Source organism: Rhizobium sp. 01N447_2 (assembly GCF_056399245.1).
This window is the reverse complement of record NZ_JBFTQY010000029.1, coordinates 1-16,240: the sequence shown is the minus strand read 5'-3', so window position 1 is coordinate 16,240 and position 16,240 is coordinate 1. Positions and strand designations below refer to the sequence as shown.

16 protein-coding genes and 2 pseudogenes are annotated in these 16,240 nt (G+C 60.0%); 8 read left to right on the top strand and 10 right to left on the bottom strand.

The features are described 5' to 3' along the window. Positions 1 to 48: 48 nt before the first annotated feature. The 6 genes from AC1ECN_RS20310 (at position 49) to AC1ECN_RS20285 (ending at position 5,195) form a co-directional block, all read left to right on the top strand. Positions 49 to 981, top strand: coding sequence for a glycine betaine ABC transporter substrate-binding protein (locus AC1ECN_RS20310; RefSeq protein WP_027688240.1), 933 nt, complete (start codon positions 49 to 51; stop codon positions 979 to 981). Positions 982 to 1,099: 118 nt separating this feature from the next. Then, positions 1,100 to 2,104: an ornithine cyclodeaminase family protein gene (locus AC1ECN_RS20305; protein WP_130682913.1), complete on the top strand. Its 1,005-nt coding sequence runs from the start codon at positions 1,100 to 1,102 to the stop codon at positions 2,102 to 2,104. Positions 2,105 to 2,110: 6 nt separating this feature from the next. Further along, on the top strand, positions 2,111 to 2,929 hold the full coding sequence (locus tag AC1ECN_RS20300) for a phosphate/phosphite/phosphonate ABC transporter substrate-binding protein (protein ID WP_130682911.1): 819 nt from the start codon (positions 2,111 to 2,113) through the stop codon (positions 2,927 to 2,929). A gap of 37 nt (positions 2,930 to 2,966) precedes the next feature. Then, positions 2,967 to 3,599, top strand: coding sequence for an ABC transporter permease (locus tag AC1ECN_RS20295; RefSeq protein WP_003550062.1), 633 nt, complete (start codon positions 2,967 to 2,969; stop codon positions 3,597 to 3,599). Further along, positions 3,596 to 4,231: an ABC transporter permease gene (locus AC1ECN_RS20290; protein WP_130726084.1), complete on the top strand. Its 636-nt coding sequence runs from the start codon at positions 3,596 to 3,598 to the stop codon at positions 4,229 to 4,231. The genes AC1ECN_RS20295 and AC1ECN_RS20290 overlap by 4 nt, the downstream gene beginning before the upstream one ends. 22 nt (positions 4,232 to 4,253) lie before the next feature. Beyond that, the gene (locus AC1ECN_RS20285) at positions 4,254 to 5,195 is read left to right on the top strand and encodes an ABC transporter ATP-binding protein (RefSeq protein ID WP_018073067.1); all 942 of its coding nucleotides are present in this window, start codon (positions 4,254 to 4,256) and stop codon (positions 5,193 to 5,195) included. A gap of 190 nt (positions 5,196 to 5,385) precedes the next feature. Here the strand turns inward: AC1ECN_RS20285 and AC1ECN_RS20280 are convergent, their stop codons facing one another. Next, positions 5,386 to 5,589 (bottom strand): cold-shock protein, encoded by a 204-nt coding sequence (locus AC1ECN_RS20280; RefSeq protein WP_003550088.1) that lies wholly within the window; start codon positions 5,587 to 5,589, stop codon positions 5,386 to 5,388. Positions 5,590 to 5,701: 112 nt separating this feature from the next. Next, positions 5,702 to 6,214, bottom strand: a complete 513-nt coding sequence (locus AC1ECN_RS20275) for a hypothetical protein (protein ID WP_032988759.1) — start codon at positions 6,212 to 6,214, stop codon at positions 5,702 to 5,704. Positions 6,215 to 6,610: 396 nt separating this feature from the next. On the opposite strand from AC1ECN_RS20275, the gene AC1ECN_RS20270 reads away from it, so the two are divergent. Together AC1ECN_RS20270 and AC1ECN_RS20265 are read left to right on the top strand one after the other, a co-directional pair. Continuing rightward, a complete protein-coding gene (locus AC1ECN_RS20270) occupies positions 6,611 to 7,708 on the top strand; it encodes a hypothetical protein (RefSeq protein ID WP_130682953.1) in 1,098 nt (365 codons plus the stop codon). A gap of 179 nt (positions 7,709 to 7,887) precedes the next feature. Continuing rightward, positions 7,888 to 8,331, top strand: a pseudogene (locus AC1ECN_RS20265) (GNAT family N-acetyltransferase). A 198-nt stretch (positions 8,332 to 8,529) separates the two neighbouring features. On the opposite strand, the gene AC1ECN_RS20260 reads toward AC1ECN_RS20265, so the two are convergent. From AC1ECN_RS20260 to AC1ECN_RS20225, 8 genes and pseudogenes are all read right to left on the bottom strand, one after another. Then, the gene (locus AC1ECN_RS20260) at positions 8,530 to 9,273 is read right to left on the bottom strand and encodes an ABC transporter ATP-binding protein (RefSeq protein WP_018073070.1); all 744 of its coding nucleotides are present in this window, start codon (positions 9,271 to 9,273) and stop codon (positions 8,530 to 8,532) included. Continuing rightward, the gene (locus AC1ECN_RS20255; protein ID WP_018073071.1) at positions 9,270 to 10,124 is read right to left on the bottom strand and encodes an ABC transporter ATP-binding protein; all 855 of its coding nucleotides are present in this window, start codon (positions 10,122 to 10,124) and stop codon (positions 9,270 to 9,272) included. Before AC1ECN_RS20255 ends, AC1ECN_RS20260 begins: the two co-directional genes overlap by 4 nt. Continuing rightward, positions 10,121 to 11,056, bottom strand: coding sequence for an ABC transporter permease (locus AC1ECN_RS20250; protein ID WP_018073072.1), 936 nt, complete (start codon positions 11,054 to 11,056; stop codon positions 10,121 to 10,123). The genes AC1ECN_RS20255 and AC1ECN_RS20250 overlap by 4 nt, the downstream gene beginning before the upstream one ends. Before the next feature lie 4 nt (positions 11,057 to 11,060). Next, positions 11,061 to 12,158 (bottom strand): ABC transporter permease, encoded by a 1,098-nt coding sequence (locus tag AC1ECN_RS20245; protein WP_018073073.1) that lies wholly within the window; start codon positions 12,156 to 12,158, stop codon positions 11,061 to 11,063. A gap of 6 nt (positions 12,159 to 12,164) precedes the next feature. Further along, a complete protein-coding gene (locus tag AC1ECN_RS20240; RefSeq protein ID WP_024319727.1) occupies positions 12,165 to 13,751 on the bottom strand; it encodes an ABC transporter substrate-binding protein in 1,587 nt (528 codons plus the stop codon). A 141-nt stretch (positions 13,752 to 13,892) separates the two neighbouring features. Next, positions 13,893 to 14,846, bottom strand: a complete 954-nt coding sequence (locus AC1ECN_RS20235) for a dihydrodipicolinate synthase family protein (protein WP_018073075.1) — start codon at positions 14,844 to 14,846, stop codon at positions 13,893 to 13,895. 57 nt (positions 14,847 to 14,903) lie between these two features. Then, positions 14,904 to 15,797 carry an SMP-30/gluconolactonase/LRE family protein gene (locus tag AC1ECN_RS20230; RefSeq protein ID WP_130673593.1) on the bottom strand — a complete coding sequence of 298 codons (894 nt, stop codon included), beginning with the start codon at positions 15,795 to 15,797 and terminating at the stop codon, positions 14,904 to 14,906. Beyond that, a pseudogene (locus AC1ECN_RS20225) lies at positions 15,794 to 16,240 on the bottom strand (NAD-dependent epimerase/dehydratase family protein); the annotation flags it as partial. The pseudogene AC1ECN_RS20225 and the gene AC1ECN_RS20230, both read right to left, overlap by 4 nt.

The following is a 16,240-nucleotide window of genomic DNA, read 5'->3' as shown; positions in this document are numbered from 1 at the left end:
CAAGAAGGGCAGGGCGCCGACCGGTCATACTGATGGTCATTCAGGAGAATGCCGTCAGTCCGTTCATTGAAAAGTCAACAAGAGGGAATGACTATGAAAAATTGGACAAAAGGCATTTTTGCAGCCGGCATCATGGCAGCCGCCATGTTCCAGCCTGCATCCGCAGAGACCATCAAGGTCGGCAGCAAGAATTTCACCGAGCAGTTTATCCTCGCCGAAATGTACGCCGCCGTTTTGGAAAATGCCGGCATCACCGTCGAGCGCAAGATCAACCTCGGCGGCACGCTGATTGCGCACCAGGCATTGGTGGCCGGCGAGATCGATCTCTATCCGGAATATACCGGCACGGCGCTGGCTTCTGTCGTCAAGGGTGAGATGTCGACCGATGCCGAGAAGGTCTACACGCAGGTCAAGGACTTCTACGCCAAGCAGTTCAACCTCACCTGGCTGAAGCCGAGCGGCATCAACAATGGCTATGTCATCGTCGTCCGGCAGGAAACGGCGCAGGCCAACAATCTGAAAAGCCTGTCGGATCTCGCCAAGGTTTCGAAGACCCTGGTCTTCGGCGGCGGCGCTGAATTTCCGGACCGCGCCGATGGCCTGCCCGGCCTGAAGCGTGTCTACGGCGCCGAGTTCAAGGAGTTCAAGCAGTTTGCCAAGCTTGGCCTTCGTTATGACGCGCTGGAACAAAAGGACATTGACGTCGCCAATGGCGCCGCGACCGACTGGCAAATCGGCTCGAAGAACCTCGTGCCGCTGGCAGACGACAAGGGTCTGTTTCCGCCCTACTACGTGGCCCCCGTTGTCCGCCAGGACGTGCTGAAGGCCAATCCGAAGGTTGCCGAACTGCTGGAAGCGGTCGGCACCCATCTCGACAATGAGAAAATGCGCGTCCTCAATGCCAAGGTCGAGACCGATCACGAGGAAGCCAAGGACGTGGCGGTCGAATTCCTCAAGGAAAACGGCCTGCTGCCGAAATGATTGTCACGCCCGCGGCCGGGTATCGATCCGGCCGCGATCTGGCGTGGCGATCCCTTTAGGGTGTCTGTTCAAAAATCCGTCCCTTCAGCAGCTGGACAGGAATGTGGAGAAGCGGGAAATGCAGGAAATCTGGATCGATTATCTCAACGCCCTCGATGCCAAGGCGCTGGCGCTGACGAATGACGAGATTCTCGATGCGGTGTCGAAAGCGCTGGATGCGCAGGGCAGGGGCGAAACCGTCATCGAGCCGCGTGTTCATCTTGTGCCGGAGAGCTCCGACAAGGGCCATTTCAACGTGCTTCGCGGCTATATCAAAGCGCTGAACTATGCCGGCGTCAAAGTCGTCGGCGATTTCGTCGACAACTATAAGGTCGATCTGCCCTCGGAGCTTGCGGTCCTCAACCTGTTCGATCCGAACACGGGCGTGCCGAAGGCCATCATCGACGCAACGGCTATCACCGACATGCGCACCGGCGCCGTGACCGCCCTTGGCGCAAAATATCTCGCCCGCAAGAACAGCAAGATTCTCGGCCATATCGGTGCCCGCGGAACCTCGTACTGGAATGTCCGCCTTCTCGATCATCTCTTCGACTTCGATGAAATCCGCGTGCATTCGCGCCGCCCGGAAAGTCGCGATGCCTTCGCAAAGCGTCTTGAGGCGGATCTCGGCAAGAAGATCATCGTTACCGACAATTGGGAGGATTGCCTCAAGGGCGCCGATATCATGGTCGAGGCGAGCCGCCTGCCGGAACCGGAACCGCTGTTCAAGACGGAATGGGTGAAGAAGGGGGCCTTCGTCGTGCCCTATGGCACGATGAGCGCGCTTGAATTCGATCTCACCGATATCATGGACAAGGTCGTCGTCGACGATTGGGGACAATGCGGGCCCGGCAAGCCGTTCGGAGCGCTTCGCCGTCACGTCGACGAGGGCAAGGTGACGGCCGAGAACTTGCATGCCGAAATCGGCCAGATCGTCTGCGGCATGAAACCCGGCCGCGAGAGCGACGAGGAGACGATCCTGTTCTGGCATCGCGGCCTCAGCACGACCGACGTAGCGCTCGGCGCCGCCATGGTGGAGAAGGCCAGGGAGATGAATATCGGCCAGCGCCTGCGGTTCGCATAGATAGCCATGGTCATGTCCAAGCCAATCGCCTGTTCGAGAATGTATAATCTCAGCACGCGCATTCGCGGCCTGTGGGACGCGCTGTTTGCGCTGGTCAGCCTACGGTCCGGCGTCGAGCTCGAGATCATCGCCCATGCCGCACCAGCACCCTTGTCGGCGTTATGGTCGAGGCCGGACATGGGAACGGTCTTCATGTGCGGCTATCCGTTTTCACGCATGCCCGAGGACACGAGACCGGCTGTCCTTGCTGCACCCGTCTCGAGCGAAGCATGGTCTTTGGACCGGCCGCTCTATGCCAGCCACATCCTCGTCGCCTCCACCGGGCCGGTGAACGCGGTGGCGGATCTCGCTGCCGCACGCTGGGGCTGGACCGTGCGCGATTCCCAATCGGGCTACCACGCGGCGCGCTCCTACCTTGCCGACCGATTTGCGGGCACGATGAAGCAGAGCACGACGGTCGGACCGCTGCTCAACCCCTCAGGCATCGTCGCAGCCCTCAAGGATGGCAGGATCGATGCGGGCGCGATCGACGCCTATGCCTTCCAATTGTTGTCGATGCACGAGCGCGACGCGATCGATGGCCTTCGTATTCTGGCGACGACCGATCCGCTTCCCGCGCCGCTATTGGTTGCCGCGCAGACATTGCCCGCGGACATCGCCACAGCATTACAGCAAGGCCTCGTGACGTTGCATGAAACGCCTGGGGGAACGGCGGTTTTGGAACGGCTCGGCCTCAGACGATTTTCGGCGGTCACTCCGTCCGCCTACGATGTCCTGCCGCAGAGAGCCGACGACGCCGATCGCAGATTGGGGATCTCATGGTAGACAGGCGAACGAGCGCCCGGACGCGAAGGTCTCGACGATGAAATGGGTCCCTAAACACCTCGACCGACTATTCGAAGCGCTGTTGGAGCACCTGTATCTCGTTTTTTCCTCGGTGGGCATTGCCCTGGTGATCTCACTGATCGTCGGGATATGGGCGGCAAGGCGGCCGCGAAGCTTCGCGGTAATCATCATCTTCACCGGTATCCTGTTCGCCGTGCCGAGCTTGGCGCTGTTTGCGCTTCTCATTCCCATCATGGGGATCGGGGCGGCACCCGCCATTACCGGTCTTGCCGCCTACTCGCTGATGATCCTGATCCGCAATATCGGCATGGGGTTTCAGGCAATTCCGCGTGACATACTCGAAGCTGCCGATGGCATGGGCTACGGCACGGCGCGCCGGATCTGGGAAGTCGAGCTGCCGCTGGCGATGCCCTATATCGTCGGCGGTATCCGCATTGCCATGGTGACGGTCATAGGCATTGCGACCGTTGCCGCCTATATCAATGCCGGCGGGCTCGGCGTCATCATTTTCGAAGGCATCGACCAGCGGTTTCCCGAAAAGATCATCGCCGGCGGGCTGCTGACGTCATTTCTGGCGCTCTTTGCCGACTACTGTTTTGCATCGTTCGAAAAGCTGCTGCGCCGGCGCAGTGGAGGTAAAGCAGCATGATCGTTATCGATGCATTCAGCTGGATCTTCAACAACTCCGGCGCCTTCTTCAATGCTTTCAATCGCCATCTTCTGATGTGCGTCCTATCGCTCGGCATCGCTTTCGTTATTGCCGTGCCACTCGGATTTGCCGTCGCACGGGCACCTCGCGCCGCCTTTGCAGTGGTCAATATTGCCGGCGCCTTGCGCTCCATACCGAGCCTTGCGCTCCTGTCGGCGGCGATGCCGTTTCTCGGCATCGGATTGTTGCCGTCGGTGGTGGCTCTCATCGTCCTTGCCGTGCCGCCGCTGCTGTTGAGCACGATCATCGGCATCCGCGAGATCGACGCCTCGGTGATCGATGCGGCCGATGGAATGGGCATGAGCGTCGGGCAGATGCTGTGGGAGATCGAACTTCCTCTGGCCGTTCCCTCGATTCTGTCAGGCGTCAGGACGAGTGCCATCCAGGTCATCGGCGGGGCGGCGCTGGCCTCCTTCATCGGCGGCGGCGGGCTTGGCGATTTCATCAATGCCGGCATTGCGATCATGAATATGCCGCGCCTTCTCGTCGGAGCGGTCCCGATAGCGCTGCTCGCGATCTTTGCGGAACTGGCGTTCGGCGCCCTGGAGCGCGTCTTCACTCAACGGCGCTAAGCGGCCGAAAGCGGATATCAGGATGATTCATCTCGACCATGTTACGAAGAATTACGACGGCGGCGGCCAGCATGCGGTCGACAATCTCGATCTCCTGATCGAGACCGGTACGACGGTTGCCCTGATCGGGCCTTCGGGCTGCGGCAAGACCACGACCATGCGCATGATCAATCAGTTGGAAACGCCCACGGCGGGACGTGTGCTGGTCGATGGCAAAGATATCGCCCGGGTCGATCAGAAAGAGCTGCGCCGCAGCATCGGTTATGTCATCCAGCAAGTCGGTCTGTTTCCGCATATGTCGATCGCGCGCAATGTCGCAACCGTGCCGCGGCTTCTCGGTTGGGAAAAGGCGCGCAGCGATCGCCGGGTCGACGAGCTGCTGGATCTCGTGGGGCTTGATCCGGCCATCATGCGACAGCGCCTGCCACACGAATTGTCGGGAGGGCAGCGTCAGCGCGTCGGTTTCGCGCGCGCGCTCGCCGCCGACCCTGCAATCATGCTGATGGACGAACCGTTCGGCGCGATCGATCCAATCACCCGCGTTCGGCTTCAGGACGAATTCCGCGATATTCTCAGGAAGGTGAAGAAGACCGTCGTCATCGTTACCCATGATCTCGATGAGGCAATCAAAATGGGTGATCGCATCGCCATCATGCGGGATGGCCGCCTCCTTCAGTATGATACCCCGCAGGAAATCCTCGCGCGTCCCGTCAATGAATTCGTCGAGAGTTTCCTCGGCCCCGACCGAGCCATAAAAAGGCTAAGCTTGATTGCCGTATCGATGATCATGACCGCGCCGGAACCGTCCAACGGCGATGCCGAGATCGCCGCTGACGCCACGGTTCACGACGCCTTGGCGCTCATCCTCTCCGGTGAGATGCCGGGCCTGCACGTCAGGGCCGCCGATGGGACGCTTGCGGGATATTTGTCTCGTGACACGCTATTGCGCGCCAATCGGCTTTAGAGCATCCAGCAAAGTGCGCAGCGGTCTTGCGCCCGGAAATGCACAAAACAATAAGATGGAACGTTTCCGTGACGCACGCAAAAAGCGGAAACGCTCCGGCTGGAGTCGTTTGCGGAAGAGGGCGACATTGCAGGTCGCCGTGACGACAAGCCCAACCCGCTCAACGCGGGCTGGGCCATCTTCGATTCGATCAGAGGGTCGAGACGTTCTCAGCCTTCGATTTTCCGGTCTTGCGATCCTGTCCAACTTCGAAGCTGACCTTGTCGCCTTCGCGGAGCGACCCGCCGCTTTGAAGCGCAGACACGTGAACAAAAACGTCCTGCCCGCCACCCTCAGGGGTGATGAAGCCGAAGCCCTTGTCGTCATTGAAGAATTTAACGGTACCTGTCGGCATGAGATAAATATTTCCTTGTATCGTTCGACGATTTGCGAAGGCGAAACTATAGCTTCGGCGCTTCTGTATCAACCCTTTAGCACACTGGTGGCTTTTTGAACGCAAAAAGACATCAGCTCCGACGAAGTTCAATGCGGCTGGTAACAACCGATCGACCTGTAGCAGGGTCGGTGTCGACGGTTGTGAGACGCATTCCCGACGCTCCGGTTTTTTCGATCGTCATCTGGGCACGTCGATCGCCATTCACTTCTTTCGCCCATCTTATCGCGAGGCTTATGGCGTTACCCTCGCGCCTTCCGCCAAGCCCCGCGGTGCCGGTGCCCGCCCCCACGTAGGAGCCAGTGTACGTGTCACCGCTGGCCTTGAGGTTAGCGCTGATGACGCGGGAAAAAACGACAAGGCTGGTACAGCGTCCATTGAGTGCGAGGGAGCTTGCATTCGCATCCGACTTGAAACGGCAGGTGACGTTAATGGTGGGTGCGTTTATCCGGACTTTCACCGTCCCCTTACCGCTCCAACTTCCCGCCAGTGTTTTCAGAAAGGCCGATTCGTCGGCGTTGGCGGCGCCAGCCATAGCTATCGACGCCGTCGCAACGGCGAACGCGCATACAAGGACCTTAAGCATGTGATTAACTTTCGGACCGCGTAACATCCGCATCATGACGCTCCGCTGATCGAGGAGAGGGTACCATTTAACCGTTCGGCAGTGACTTAGTTCCGTGTGGAAAGCATTCGACCGCGTTCGCAACCATCCGCTCGCCGCAGGCCGCACGTTTTCAACAGGATCAACATACCATTGCTACCTACGGACGTTGAAAGGGATTGCCGATCACCCGCCTGAGCATTTAGATCGGTCTTACACAATGAGATTGTGCAAGCCGGCTGAAATGGCGTCAATTCCGCTACAGCGCCGCGCGTCTTTTGAGACGCGCAAAGGAGGTTGTAGCGTTTTGAATTGCTGTGCAGATGGCCTGAAACTTTGCCAGCCCACCGCGCTGTCACATATGAGGGGTCGACGCCATTGTCTTCGCTTATTCTTCCTAGTCGCCCGCTCTCGTTGGCGCGCAACGTCATCTCTACGCCGAATGCTTACTTTTGGGCAACGCCCATCATCCTGGCACTGGCTGTCTTTCTATTCATCTCGGAAGCACCGGGCGTGATCCGCGATTTCCAGATCAGCCAGAACCCTTTGACCCTCGAAAATGGCGACGTGCAAAACGGGCGATGCACGACACGCAAGGCAGTCTTTACCGATTGCGAGGCACGCCTTGTCTACAGCTACGGTGGACGAGACTACGACACCGAAGTCGAGGTCATGTTCGTCGATTTCCATACCGGCGACTACGAAACCGGTCTTGTGATATCAGCCGATCATCCGGAACTTGCGACGATGAGCCTGGGTCTGGACATGCTCTGGAACCGGATCATCACGCTTACTGTGTTCGCCGTCCTGCTTGGCGGCATGGGCCTCGGGATGATCTTTCTCGGTATCCGCATTTGGCGGCTTAAGGGCCAATTGCTTCGGCCTGCCATGCTGACCCCTGTCCCGGTCGAGATCACCGCATTCGACCGCAAACGCGGCGTCCTTTCCATTACCTACAACGACAAGATTGCCGACGACAAAACCGGGCGATCGGTTTACACGCGCATGAAGAATGGTGAGGAGCCTCTGATCGTCGGTGAAGCCAATGGCAAAGCGATCGGGCTGGCTGTCAGGCACGGCAATACTGCCCTGCCAGTGCTTCTGGACGATCGTCTGCAGCGCGTGAACCTTACGGATGATGAGCGCAACACCGCTCTTGCACCTTTCGCGTATCAGCAAGAAAGCGATGGAGGTGTGCCGGTTTTGATCGGAGAACCCAAGCAGGCGGGGGTATCGATCTGGAGGCGGTTGCAGCTTTTCTTCGGTATGTTGCTTCTGATCCTCGTCGGTGCGATCGGCTTCTGGCTTTGGTACGTCACCACCTCCACGACACCATTCCAATCGCCTGGCATGGACATCAACAATCTCATGCCGGCGCCGTTGAACGAGTGGGGATGCGAGCAGCTCAAGAAGAGGTTCGGCGAGGGGCGCGCGCCGTTTGGTTGCGTAGCCGACGATTACACGAGTTGGAAATAGAGGTTGAACCCGTCTGTTGCCGAGCTTCCCGGTCTGCCGCAGACCGGTATCTTCGAACTTGGCGGTTTTCGTCGGCTGCACACTTGCCGGCAAGAAAACTTGCGGATGGTAGGTAATACCCCGTTGCCGAACCGGGAGTACTTCGGCAAATGTCACCTTCCTTGGTGCGAGGTGAGTTTATGTCATCTCGGATCGAGCTTCTGGTTGCAAAACACGTCAGTGGCGCGGCCGATGTATTGGTAAACACCTATGCCCTGCCTCCGTGGAATGAGAACTGGTCCCTTGAAGCGGCAGCTGAAAATGTGACCTATGTGCTTGAAACCCGTAGATCGGTTGCACTTGTGGCGGTTGATGAAGGTAGGGTGCTCGGGAGTGCGCTGGGATAAGACAGCGCCGCCACCGGCCCGATCATTTACTTGGACGAGCTTTCAGTGCAGCCCGACGCGCAGGGTAAGGGAATAGGGACCGCTCTACTTTCAGCGATGTTTGAAACAGCCAACGCTGAAGGATGTAGCAGCGTTTGGTTGATCTCACAGCGAGGAGGGGCGCTGTCGGAGTTTTATCAGCGTTGCGGGTTTGCTATGAGAAGCGACCTCGGTATCTACTCAAGATCGAGCGGATAACGCTCGAATGGGAATTTCCGATCCGCCAGCGAAAATCCTGAGTATGCATGGTTGAAGTGCGAGTGGCCGAGCGTCTTTCAAAGAGTGCGTAACATCATCGGCGATCGCTACTACAATTGGTTTAGGTAGCCGGTTCGGCTTGATGTGGATGGCGGAGCTTGCGACGACTTCAAGCCGCCGCCGCATATCGGTCGAGAATTACGCCTTTCCATACATCCTGCTCGCGCGCAGCAGGCGTTGCGAATAGGGGTGTTCGACCGTACCTTTTCGCAAGGCGCCGACATCGACCTGTTCGACGATCTCGCCCGCTTCCATGATGGCGACGCGGCTGCACATGTGCGAGACGACGGCGAGATCATGGCTGACGAGCAGATAGGTCAGACCGCGATTGGTACGCAAATCCTGGAGGAGGTTGAGGATTTCCGCCTGAACCGACACGTCGAGCGCTGATGTCGGTTCGTCGAGAAGCAGAACGTCCGGATCCAGCATCAGGGCACGGGCGATCGCCACGCGCTGGCGCTGGCCGCCGGAGAGCTGGTGGGGAAATCTGTAGCTCAGCGCCGGATCGAGGCCAACCGATCTCAGGACCGCGTTCATGTCGACGGAATTCGTATCCAGACCCTGGTTGCGCAGCGGTTCTTTCAGCTGCGAGCGGATCGTCTTGCGGGGATGCAGGGAACCGTAGGGGTCCTGGAACACCATCTGCACCCGACGAAAGAATGGCCGGCTGCGCTGTCGGTCCAGCGTTTCGCCGTGGAGCGCGATCCGGCCGTCATAGTTGGCGTTGAGACCGGAAAGCGCCCTCAGGACAGTGGACTTCCCGCAGCCGGACTCGCCGACCAGGCCGAAAGCAGTTCCCTTTTCGATGGCGAAGCTTACGTCTCGAACGACAGGCCGCTGCCCGGGTCCGAAACGGACCGTAAGATTGTCGATTTTAATCACCGCGGCGGCTCCAATGCGAATTCTTCAAGCCAGGCCGGATCTCGTTTCAGGATCGGCAGCCGGGCAGGGGGATCTTCGATCGTCGGCAAGGATGCCAGCAACCCCTGCGTATAAGGATGTCTGGCCTTGTCGAGATCGCGCGCCTCGAGCACTTCCACGACCCGCCCCGCATACATGATGAGGACGCGATCGCAGAAATTCCTGATGAGATTGAGATCGTGGCTGATGAAGATCAGCCCGAGATTGCGGCGCAGGACGAGCTCGTCGAGCAGGGCCAGGATCTCGAGCCTCACCGTCACATCGAGTGCTGACGTCGGTTCGTCGGCGATCAGCACTTCTGGTTCGGCAATCAGCATCATGGCGATCATCGCCCGCTGGCCCATACCGCCCGAGATTTCGTGCGGATAAAGGCGGGCCACACGCTCGGGATCGCGGATCTGAACGGCTTCGAGCATATCGAGCGCCTGCTGCCAGGTCTTTGCCCTGCTCGTCCTCGGATGATGGAAGCGGTAGGTCTCGGCAATCTGTTCGCCGATCCGCATGACGGGATTGAGCGAATATTTCGGGTCCTGCAGGATCAGACCGATCCTCCGGCCCCTGATCGTCATCATCGTTTTTTCGGTCGCCTTGAGCAGATCGACGTCGCGAAAGCGCATCCGCTCGGCATTGACGATCGCGGTCGGTGGCAGCAGCTTCATGATCGCGCGGCCGACGGTCGACTTTCCCGATCCCGATTCACCGACGATCCCGAGCTTTTCCTGTCCAAGCGAAAAGCTCACGCCGCGCACGGCCCGTACCTGTCCGCCGCCGAAGGCGATTTCGAGGTTCTGAATATCGATCAAGTCCGTCATTCTGAACCTCGGGGATCGAGAACATCGCGAAGCGCATCGCCGACGAGGTTGAAGGCGAGGCTGACGAGCGCGATGGCAATGCCGGGTGCGGCGATGACCCAGGGGCTGTCGAGCATGAATTCACGTCCGCTGGCGGCCATCGAACCCCATTCCGGCCATGGCGGCTGCGCACCGAGGCCGAGGAAGCCGAGACCGGCGGCAGTGATGATGATGCCGGCCATGTTGAGGGTGACGCGGACGATCACCGAGGGAATGCACATCGGCAGGATGTGGCGGGTGATGATCGCAATTGATGTCGCGCCCTGCAGGCGTACGGCGGCGATATAATCCGCCTTGCGAAGGCTGAGCGTCTCGGCGCGCGCAAGACGCGCGATCGGCGGCCAGGCGGTCAGTGAAATCGCGATGATCGCATTGGTGATGCCCGGACCCAGCGCAGCGGCAAAACCCAGCGCCAGCACGAGGCCGGGAAAGGAAAGAAAAATGTCGGTGACGCGCATCAGGATTTCATCGACGATGCCGCCGAAATAGCCTGAGACAGTGCCGATCAGCAGGCCGAGCGGGGCGACGATGACCGTGACGAGCATGATGATGTAGAGCGTGGTGCGGGCGCCATAGATCACCCGGGAAAAGACGTCGCGGCCAAAATTGTCTGTGCCGAGCCAATGGCTCGCCGATGGCGCGGCAAGCCGCCCGGCCATGTCCTGAACGATCGGATCATAGCTCGTCAGCAAGGGCGCCGCCGTCGCCACGACGATCAGCAGCACGATGATCGCCAATCCGACGAGGCCAAGTGGATGCAGGCTGAATTTCCGCCAGCCTTGATGAATTTGCTGCGCGGACGACTGGAACCAGCCTCGAGGCTCCGGCGTGAGCAGCCAGTTGCGAAGGCCGCCAGTGTTAAGGCTGTCTGCGTGCTCAGAGGAGATCGTCATGGCGTCACCGTGTCCTCGGATCAAGAATGCGATAAAGGAAGTCCGACAGGATGTTGATCGTCAGGAAGACGGCGCCAATCGTCAGGACGGAACCCATGACCACGTTCATGTCGTTCATCTGCAGCCCCCGGGTCAGGTACTGGCCGAGCCCCGGCCACCCGAAGACGGTTTCGATCAGCACCGCCCCCTCGAGCAGCCCGCCGAAGGTCAGCGCCATGATCGTCAAAAGCTGCACCCGGATGTTCTTGAATGCATGGCGCCACACCACCTTGCGGGTGCCAAGCCCCTTTGCCCGCGCCGTGATGATGTATTCCTGGCTCAGTTGCTCCAGCATGAAGCTTCGCGACATGCGGCTGATATAGGCGACGGAATAGTACCCAAGGATTGCCGCCGGCAGGATGATGTGGCCAAGAGCGTTGTGAAACACGTCCCATTGCCGCTCTATCGCCGCGTCGATCAGAAGAAAGCCGGTCACCGGCGTGACGAGACCCTCGTAGAAGACGTCGATCCGGCCTGATGCGCCGACGAGCTTGAGCTTTGCATAGAAGATGAAGAGCGCCATCAGCCCGGTCCAGAAGATCGGGATGGAATGGCCGGCAAGGGCAACGATGCGGGCGACGTGATCGATGATCGTTCCGCGCCTGACGGCGGCCGTGATCCCCAGGGGAACGCCGACGATCGCCCCGATGATCATGGCGATGACCGCTAACTCGATGGTGGCGGGAAAAATCGTCAGGAGATCGGTGAGGATCGGCTGGCCCGTCGTCGCCGATGTGCCGAGATCGCCTGTCGCGATCTTCCCGACATAGGCGAGGAACTGCATCCAGACAGGTTGCCCGAGCCCCAGCTCATTAAAGACGCGATCGTAAACCTCCTTGCTGACCTCCGCCCCGGTGATGGCAAGCACCGGGTCGGCAGGCAGCAGGCGACCCATCGAAAAGGTCAGGAAGAGCAGGCCGAGCAGCGTCGTCACGACCGCGACGGCGCGTCCTGCCAAGCGCCGCAACAGGCTCACCACGGGGTGCGGGGCCGCATCGGCGAACCCGCCCTCCGTGGAACGATGGCTGCTCTCCGGCTTCGATGTCAGATCGGCGCTCGCCACGGCGTTCTACTCCTTGGTCACGTCATGCCAGCGCGTCGACCATGTCGTGTGCCCATGATAGCCCTTGACGTTGGTGCGCATGACATAGGGGTCGGTTCGCTGGAAGAAGATGACGAGTGGGGAAGCCATGCCGCTGTAGATGCCGTCCATCTTCTTGAAGATTTCCGAGCGCTTGCCCGTATCGCGCTCTTTCATCGACTGGTCGACGAGTGTGTTGAGGTCGTCCACCTTCATGCCTGTGCGCCAAAGATAATAGCTGCCGAGGCGCGCCTCGTCGCTATTGTCGGGATTGTAGGCATATTGTGTGGCGACGGCGAAAGGATCAGGCAGTCGGGCGCCGGAATTGCCGAGCAGAACCTCATATTTGCGCTCGCGAAATGCGGGCGTGAATTCGCCGGGCACGAGATCGAGATCGAGGCCGGCAGCACGGGCGCTCGCCTGCAGCGCTTCGGCGAAGGGCAGTGTCGCCGCACCCGAGGGATTGAGCACCTTCTTCAGGCCATTGGGGTAGCCGGCTTCCGCCAGCAGCTGCTTGGCTTTGGCAGGATCGTAATCGTAGTGGGTGGCAGCTTCCTCAGGCGCGCCGATCATGCCACGCGGGATCATCGACTGCCAGGGAAAGCCGGTATAGCGCATGATGTTGCCGGAGATCGCCTTCCAGTCAAAGGCATGCTGGAAGGCCTCGCGAACCTTCGGCTTCTGCAGATCCGGGTCTTTCTGGTTGAGTGCGATATAATAGAAACCGAGGCCCGGAACGCTTTCAATCACCATGTCCTTTTTGTTGGACAGGGCATCGAGGTCGCCGCTTGCGAGGTATTGGCCGACATCGACGTCTCCGGCTTCGAGCTGCAGTCTGAGGTTGCCGGATTCTGGAATGTGCCGGGCGACGACGCGAGCCATGGCCGGCGCTCCGCCCCAATAGTCCTTGCGTGCGTTGAAGATCGCAACGTCGTTCGGCCGCCATTGCGTCAGCGCGAACGGGCCGCTGCCGGCCGAATTGGCAGAAAGCCAAGCACCGCCGAAGTCGCCATTTGCCTCATGCGACAGTGCCGTCTTCTTGTCGATGATGCCGATCGATGAGCCGGCAAGCGAATAGAGCACCAGATCGGTGTTCACGGCCTGCGGCAGCTCGATTTCGAGCGTATGTTCGTCCTTTGCCCGAACAAGCTTTTCGACGTTGTCAGGTGTAAAGCCCCAGAGTGCCACGTCGGTGGAGCCGACCTGGCCCATCTTGATGACGCGCTGGATCGACCAGGCCGCATCGTCGGCGGTCACCTTGTTGCCGCTCTGGAAGACCGCATCTTCGCGCAATGTCAGCGTGATGATCTTGCCATCCGCCGAGACGCTCCATTGCGTCGCGAGCATCGGCTTCAGCGTCTTAAGGTCGTCAGGCGACAGCTGCACGAGGTTGTCGTAAATGTTCGAGATCAGTTCGGAAACCGTGCGGGCATTGTTCTGCGCCGGATCGAGTGTCCTTATGCCCGTGAGATTGGTGCCGATTACCAGCATATTGGGCGGCGACGCCGCGAAGCTGGGCTGCGCCGTCATCATGGCGCCGGTAATTGCGATCGTCGTCAGTACCTGTCTCAACATCTCAAGACCTCCCAATCCTGTTGTTTGCGGAAATAGAGCAATTCCAGGAAAAGCGCGAAACGGTTTTCCGCCCAGAATTGCGTAAAAACAAAGGGTTATAGCGGCTCTGCGCATTCATGCTGAGCCGCTCTCGTGTCGAACTCAGCCGGCCGCCTTTGCGGAATCCTGCTGGTGTGGATGGATCTGGTTGTTGCCGGCGGCATCCCAGCGCTGAAGCAGCCGATGAAGTTCCTCGCGATCATGCCGATCGAGCAGAGGCAATCCCGGCACGCGCACGGGGCCGACATCGAGGCCGGAATAGGTGACGGCCTCCTTGACGACAGTCACGTTCGCGCCATTGCGGAATTTGGTCCGCATCCGCTCGAATGGTTCAAGCTGGTTGACGATAGCCCTTGCGGCGCCGAAGTCACCTCTTTCGAGCGCATCGTGAACGGCAAGCGACAGATGCGGCGCGACATTGACGAGACCGGATGTGAAGCCGCGCGCGCCCGCAGCGGTAAATGTCGGCGCCCAGCTCTCCGCCAGGCCGCAGACGAACAACGCACCGGCCGGATCGGCTGCGGCGATCGCTCTGGACAGCAGCATCAGATCGGTCGTGGCGAACTTGATGCCGGCAATATTACCGTGGTTTGCGAGACGGATGATATCGTCAACACCGAAACCCTCGGCCCTGACATAGGCGATGAGCGGCAGGGTGGAAGCATCCGCAAGATTGCAGAAATAGTCGATTTGGGACGAAGGTGCTGCGAAAGGATCGACGGGCTGATGCGACATCACGGCGGATGCGCCGATCGCGGCCGCATCTTTCGCCATGCCGATCGCCTCGCGCAGCGATCGGCCGATTGCCGCCGTGACCGGCGCCGTGCCGTTGACGCCTGAAACCGCCGCCTCATGGACGATCCTGATTTCCTGCGGCGTCAGAGCATAGAATTCCCCGGTATTGCCGGCAGCGACGATGTTGTGAATGCCGGCTGCCGCGACCCGCTCATAGACTTTCGCCGTGATCCGGGGTTCGACTTCACCTTGGCCGTCATAGGCGGTGACGGGAACACCCGATACACCTGTAAGCGCCTTGCGCATGGTTGCGATGCTCATCTTTCTTCCCCGTTATCTTTCCATCTATTCGCTGTCATTTCGAAGGGAGGCTCGTTGTCATCCCGGAGGGTGACCCGTCCCGAAGCGGAAGGGCGGCAGGCCCTCTGCATCCACGTCGAAGGCGATGACCGTCCCCGCCTCGAAACGTCCGGTGCGGTCCGTCGACAGGCTCGTGACAAAGAGGGTGCGGAGATCCGGCCCTCCGAAACACGGCATTGTCGGTGCCGCGACGGGCAGAATGTAGATCTCGACGATTTCGCCTTCGGGCGATATTCGGTTGAGGCGGCCGGCGGAAACGCCGGCGCTCCAGTAGAACCCGTCACGATCGGTTGCCGCTCCGTCCGGCCGACCCTCGTCTTCCGTGAAGCTGCGAAGCCGGCGCCCATCGCCGAGGTCGCCCGTATCAGGATCAAAGTCGAATGCCTGCAAGAAGCATTGCCGGCTGTCGGAGTGATACATCCGCCGGCCGTCCGGCGACCAGGCAAGGCCGTTGGAGCTCGTCAGTCCGGTTGCAACGGTCCGCGTGCGGCCATCGGCGCCCACGCGGTAAAGTGCGGCCTCATCGGTCTGCGGCTTGGCTTCGCTGAACGATCCGATCCAGAAGTGCCCGTCTGGGCCGACCTTTCCGTCATTGAGGCGGCAGTTGATGTGGCGCCCGACTGGATCCGACACAAGCTCAAAATCTCCAGCAACGGGATCGAAGAGATGGACGCCCGTCTGAAGCGCCACGACGATCCTGTGATCGCGGCAAAGTCCGAGGGCGCCGATTGCGGCCGGCATGTCGAAGCGGTCGATCTTTCCCGAAGCCGAGCGCCGGACGAGTGCTGGCGCCTGAATGTCGACGAACCACAAAGTGCCGGTCTCCTCGTCCCATACCGGCGATTCACCAACCGTCAGCGGCTGTTGGATCACGGAACGGACGTCCGGACGGATGATGCGCGGGGCCGTCATTCAACCGTCTCCAGGTTCTTGGCCAGACCCTCGGCGTCGCGCATGCGGATGGTGCCGTCGTGATTGATCTCACAGAACCCGCCACCCTGGAACGCCAGCGCGACCGGCCCTTCGGATCCCTCTTCGATCAGGGCGTGGTCACGCGGCCGGTCCTGTGGCTGGTAGCCCAATCGTGTCGCCAGATCGTTCTCCCACCACATCTCCTCGGTGTCAGAAACGCCGTAGACCACTGTTGCTGCGATCAACGGGTGCGACAGGCCGATCCTGACCAATTGCGCCAGGTCTCGCGCGCTGATCCAGATCGCAATCGATCGTTCGCTGTTGGGATAGGTGCCCGCATTGCCGATGCGGATGGACAAAGAGCGAATGCCCGACGTGTCGTAGTAAAGCCCCGCCACAAGTTCGCCCCAGCATTTGGAAAGCCCATAAGGACTGTCGGGACG